Annotated in this window: 3 protein-coding genes; all 3 read left to right on the top strand. The window is 38.2% G+C overall.

What is annotated here, in order from left to right; translation table 11 throughout:
- Positions 1-306 precede the first annotated feature (306 nt).
- The 3 genes from MW688_RS22135 to MW688_RS22145 all read left to right on the top strand — a co-directional run bounded on the left by MW688_RS22135 (position 307) and on the right by MW688_RS22145 (position 5,687).
- Positions 307-1,290 (top strand): alpha/beta hydrolase family protein, encoded by a 984-nt coding sequence (locus tag MW688_RS22135; protein ID WP_486738182.1) that lies wholly within the window; start codon positions 307-309, stop codon positions 1,288-1,290.
- A gap of 788 nt (positions 1,291-2,078) precedes the next feature.
- A complete protein-coding gene (locus MW688_RS22140; RefSeq protein ID WP_486738183.1) occupies positions 2,079-3,806 on the top strand; it encodes a diflavin flavoprotein in 1,728 nt (575 codons plus the stop codon).
- Positions 3,807-3,962: 156 nt separating this feature from the next.
- Positions 3,963-5,687, top strand: coding sequence for a diflavin flavoprotein (locus MW688_RS22145; RefSeq protein ID WP_486738184.1), 1,725 nt, complete (start codon positions 3,963-3,965; stop codon positions 5,685-5,687).
- Positions 5,688-5,998 lie beyond the last annotated feature (311 nt).

Raw genomic sequence — 5,998 nt, forward strand, 5'->3', positions numbered from 1 at the left:
AAATAAAGCTAAAAGCCCCCCTTTTTTAAGGGGGGAAGGGGGGATCATCTTAACTCAGGGGGGAATAGTAAAAAGCGATCGCCTGGATAAATTCAAAGATAAAATAAAGCTAAAAGCCCCCCTTTTTTAAGGGGGGTTGGGGGGATCATCTTAACTAAGGGGGGAATAGTAAAAAGCGATCGCTCCATAAGATACATTAGTAAACTAAGGTGCGTTATCAGCAGTAACGCACCCCACCGGGATTTACTTTTTGACCCGTAGCCTATATTAGTTCTATGATATTAATAGTTATTTCGAGTATCAAAAATGACAATTCGAGCTTTTTTTCAAGTAGCCAAAATTGAGCAAGGAGAGCAGCCTTACGATACTTTGTATCTAAAAATATTTTATCCTGCACAATTTAATCAAAGTCAACAAGAACAAAATTTAGGAATTATTGAGGCTGACTCTAGCCAAACCCCCTTTCCAATAGTTATTTTTTTCAATGGAGTTAATTGCGAAGCCCATTGTTATCAATGGTTAATGGAAGAATTAGCATCAACCGGATTAGTAGTGGTTGGTTTTAATTGGATTGCAGAAAATATACCTGGATTGATTGGCATAACGCCTGGAGTTGATCTTGAAAAATTGCGACCTGATACTTATAGTACAGGTATAACCGCTTCAGCACTACCAGCAATTTTAGCTAAGTTAGAACAACTACAGCAAGAAGGAATCTTAGCAGGAAAACTAGATTTAAATAAAGTAATTATTGGTGGTCACTCAGCAGGGGGTAGAGTAGCTATTGAAAGTGCTAATCCCAAATTTGTCCCTCAAATCGTTGCTTCTTTCGCCTATGGTGCCCATACGTTGGGAGGAGTTAGCTTTGGATATCAACCAAAAACTATCTTACCTTTACCTGATTCTCTACCTTTACTATTGATGGGGGGAACTTGTGATGGAGTCATTGCTAATAGTAGTGGACGTTACGGAATTGATGAAAAAGATTCTACCTATGGTGTAACTCATACTTTTTCTGAAGGCATAACAGGAGGAAGAAAAGATAGTTACTTAGTTTTAATAGAAGGAGCAAATCATTTTTCTATTACTCATCCTTTTGATGCAACTACCGGAAGAGCTTTTCTTGATTTTCCTACTACCAAGTCTCCCATTGATATTCGCTCTTTAATTGCTAGGATAATTATCCTATTTATTAATATTCATGTGCGTAATCAATTACAGTATGTAGAAGAATGGAAACAACTTTTAGATACAGCTAATCTTTTAATTGCTACAACAGAGCAAAAATAAAAGGGGCGATTATACTCAGACCAAAGCATCTTTACCTAATGTTACTGGTTGTGGATGAATTATGAGTTTTGAAGTAATGAGTAAGGAGTAAGGAGTTTTGGAGTCTTGGAGTTTTGAAGTAATGAGTTAAAGAATTAATGCGATCGCGCTTAAAAATTGATTCTCCCTTGTCGGCCAATTTCTGTACTTTTGTTTTGGTGCAAGATATGAGTTATAGCAATAGACTTATTCTGTATTTGACTGAGAACTTTTGCCAGTGCTATTGTACTAACTAATCCTCAGGAAAAATTCATTAATTCGCGCATTCTATAGCAAGCTCGCAAATAGATGTTTACAGTTATTATGAAAAGCCCCCCGAGTTTGCGGGGGGTTGGGGGGAAAAGTTTATCTAAATATTGTTAACACTACAACGCTCATTGCTATAATATAGCAGTACCAATTAAGATTAGGAGATTTTCAAGCTATTAAACACATTACTAGCCTACTGTTTTTGGAGTTCCCTTTTCCCTCTTCACGTATCAAGTAGCGCTATACCATTCCCTTAATTATAAAATACTATTTATAATAACTATCTTTTTACTAATTAATAAGTTTAATAGTTTCTCACAAGCTATATTTAACTTTACTTTGAAAAATTTATTTTCTAATAAAATAATTATCCTAAAGAAAGTCCATTAGAATCATAAGTTAATTTTATAGTTAACAAATCAACAGAAAATTGTTATGATTAAGAAAAAATAAATAATTTATCAAAGAAAATAAATAATAGACAATCAAAAGGAGTATAAATGGTCAAAACACCAATAAAAACAAGTAAAAGGTTAACCACGCAAACAGCACCAATAGCAGCAGATACAACAGCTATTCGTTCTCTAGATTGGGATCGCGATCGCTTTGATATCGAGTTTGGTTTGCAAAATGGAACTACCTATAACTCTTATATCATCCAAGGTGATAAATTAGCCCTAGTAGATACATCCCACGCCAAATTCCGTCAACTTTATCTAGATTTACTCAATGATTTAATTGACCCTAGTACTATAGACTATTTAATTATTAGCCACACAGAACCAGATCACAGTGGCTTAGTCAAAGATATCTTAGAATTAGCACCCCAAGCAACAGTAGTAGCCGCTAAAGTAGCAATTCAATTTCTAGAAAATTTTGTACATCAACCCTTCAAAAGTAAAATAGTTAAAAATGGAGACCAACTAGACCTAGGAAAAGGCCATATTTTAGAATTTATAAGTGCCCCAAACTTACATTGGCCCGATACTATGCTAACTTATGACCATCACACTGGTATTTTATTTACCTGTGACGTGTTTGGGATGCACTATTGTTCAGACTATCTCTACGATGAAGACTTACAATCCATCGAACCTGACTATCAATTCTACTACCAATGTTTGATGGGTCCAAATTCTCGTTCCGTATTAGCGGCAATGAAGCGGATGGATAAATTCGGAGAATTCAACCTCGTAGCCAATGGACATGGACCAATACTCAAATATAATATAAGAGAACTATTAGAGCGTTATAGAAACTGGAGTCAAGACCAAAGCAAAGGCACAAAAACTATTGCTTTATTTTATATATCTGACTATGGATATAGCGATCGCCTTTCCCAAGCAATTGCTAAAGGTATTACTAAAACTGAAGTAGCCGTAGAAATGGTAGACCTAAAAACTGCTGATACCCACGAAGTGCAAGAAATTGTTAAACACGCCGCGGCTATTGTTTTGGGTATGCCTTCATTAGGGGGTAACTATAACCAACAAACTAGTAGTAACCTAGGTACCATTTTAGCAGCAGCCCACGATAAACAACTAATTGGTTTATACGAATCCTATGGGGGTAATGATGAACCAATCGACCCAATATTGGCTAAATTTGCAGAAATTGGCTTAAAACCAGCTTTTCCTCCTATTAAGATTAAAGAAACTCCCGACCCTGCCATTTATCAACTGTGTGAAGAAGCAGGAACAGATATAGGTCAAGCGCTACAGCAAAAGAAAGTAATTAAACAGCGTAAAGACATAGATAACGAGCTAGATAAAGCCATTGGCCGGATTAGTAGCGGTATTTATTTAATCACAGCCAAAAAAGGAGAAATAAAAGGTGCAATGCTGGCATCTTGGGTATCTCAAGCAAGTTTTGAACCCCCCGGAATCACCATCGCCGTAGCCAAAGATAGGGCAATTGAATCATTAATGCAGGTAGGGGATACCTTTGTTTTAAATATACTCCCAGAAGGCAACTACCAAGGGTTAATGAAGCACTTTCTCAAACGTTTTCCCCCAGGTGCAGATCGCTTCGCTGGTGTTAATACCCAAACTGCTAGTAACGGGTCCCCTATTCTAACCGATGCTTTAGCCTATTTAGAGTGTAAAGTAGATAGTCGCATGGAATGTAGCGATCATTGGATTGTATACTCTCAAATCAACCAAGGAAGAGTTTCTCAACCAGATGCCCTCACCGCAGTACATCACCGCAAAGTAGGTAATTATTACTAAAAAACAACCAGCACGTAGGGGCGCAAGGCTTGCGCCCATTCCCCAAGGCTTGCGCCCATTCCCCAAGGCTTGCGCCCATTCCCCAAGGCTTGCACCCATTCCCTAAGGCTTGCACCCATTCCCTAACAATAAAAATCCGAACAAGAATAAAATATAATGAAGAATCAAGCAAGAGACGTAAAAGTATTAGAAATCGCCCCACATACCAAAGTTTTTCGCTCCCGCACTTGGGATAGATTAAAATTTGAAATCGAGTACGGTCTAGGAAAAGGCACCACCGCTAATAGTTATATAATAGAAGCAGATAAAACAGTACTAATAGATCCTCCTGGAGAATCATTTACCACAATCTTTCTAAAAGCCTTAAAAGAGAGAATCTCACTAGAGAAAATAGACTATTTAATTCTCGGTCATGTTAACCCCAATCGTGCTAAAACTCTTCAAACCCTCCTAGAAGCAATCCCTGAAGTAACTATAATTTGTTCCAACCCAGCAGCTATAAGCTTACAAAATATTATCACCGAACAAACATTAAATATAAAAGTAATAAAAACAGAAGAAAGCTTAGACATCGGTAAAGGTCATATATTAGAATTTATACCCACTCCTCTACCCCGTTGGCCCGATGCACTATGTACCTATGATAGTAAAACAGAAATTTTATATACAGATAAATTATTTAGCGCCCATGTATGTGGAGACCAAGTATTAGACGAAGGTTGGAAAGTCTACGAAGAAGACCGCCGCTACTATTTCGACTGTGTAATGGCCGCCTCAGCGCGTCAAGTAAATAACGCCCTAAATAAACTTAGTAATAAATCAGCTCAAACCTATGGTACCGCTCATGGTCCCCTCGTGCGCTACGGCTTAAAAGAATTAACCAGTCTCTATAGAGAATGGATAGAAAAACAACAAAAACAAGAATTAAATGTAGCCTTGATTTATGCCTCCGCCTACGGTAATACCGCAACCCTCGCCCAGGCGATCGCCCGAGGCATTACTAAAGCTGGTGTGAGTGTAGAATCTCTCAATGCCGAAATCATCTCCCCAGAAGAAATTAAAACCGCCGTTAACCAAGCATCTGGCTTTCTTTTTGGTTCTCCCACTTTAGCCGGACAACCTCCCACCCAAATTCAGACAGCTTTGGGTATTACCCTAGCTAATGCTGATAAAAATAAGCTTACTGGTGTTTTTGGTTCCTATGGTTGGAGTGGTGAAGCCGTCGATATCTTAGAAAGTAAGTTGCGCGATGCTGGCTATCGTTTCGGTTTAGAGACAATTCGAGTTAAATTTAAACCCACTGAAGCTGTACTCAAATCCTGTGAGGAAGCTGGTACAGATTTTGCCCAAGCCTTGAAAAAGCGGGCCAAAGCTTCTAAACTCAAACAATCAGCAGAAGTAGGGGTAACTCCTCGAACTGAACAAGCTTTAGGAAGAGTGGTTGGTTCTCTTTGTATCTTAACTACTAGTACAGATGAACTAAAAGGAGCCATGTTAGCTTCTTGGGTATCCCAGGCTACTTTTAATCCTCCCGGTCTAACTATAGCTGTAGCCAAAGAAAGAGCAATAGAATCACTACTCTATTCTGACAGTCCATTTGTGCTCAATATTCTAGAAGAGGGTAAACATCTAGGTTTAATGAAACATTTTCTTAAACCCTTTGGACCTGGGGAAGATCGCTTTCAAAATGTTAATCTAGACACAGCCAACAATGGCTCTCCCATTTTGACTGATAGTTTAGCCTATATTGAATGTACTGTAGCTCAAAGAATGGAATGTGGCGATCATTGGTTAGTTTATGCTACCGCCCAATCTGGCAAGGTATTTAATCCTGATGGTTTAACCGCAGTCCATCACCGTCAATCAGGAAGTCATTACTAAGTTATCAACGGGTGATGACATTTTTGAAAAACGAGGTTCGTAGTTGGACTTTAGTCCAAAAGATCTGACGGAGTGACAAGGAGGGAAAGTGGACAACTCACATCTTCCACTTTTGCCCACTCATTACTTCAAAACTCAACTTGGGTAAAGATGCAAGATATGAGTAATCCTGTTGGCTACTGCTTAAGATATAATCTGTATCCCTCCACATCTTGAAAAGCAGAATCTGATTCCCCTGATATTTCCTTAACCACACTAAACTCATATCTTCCACCAGAACTTATGTACTAATTTTTAAGGAAAAATGTTCT

This window comes from Johannesbaptistia floridana (assembly GCF_057440575.1).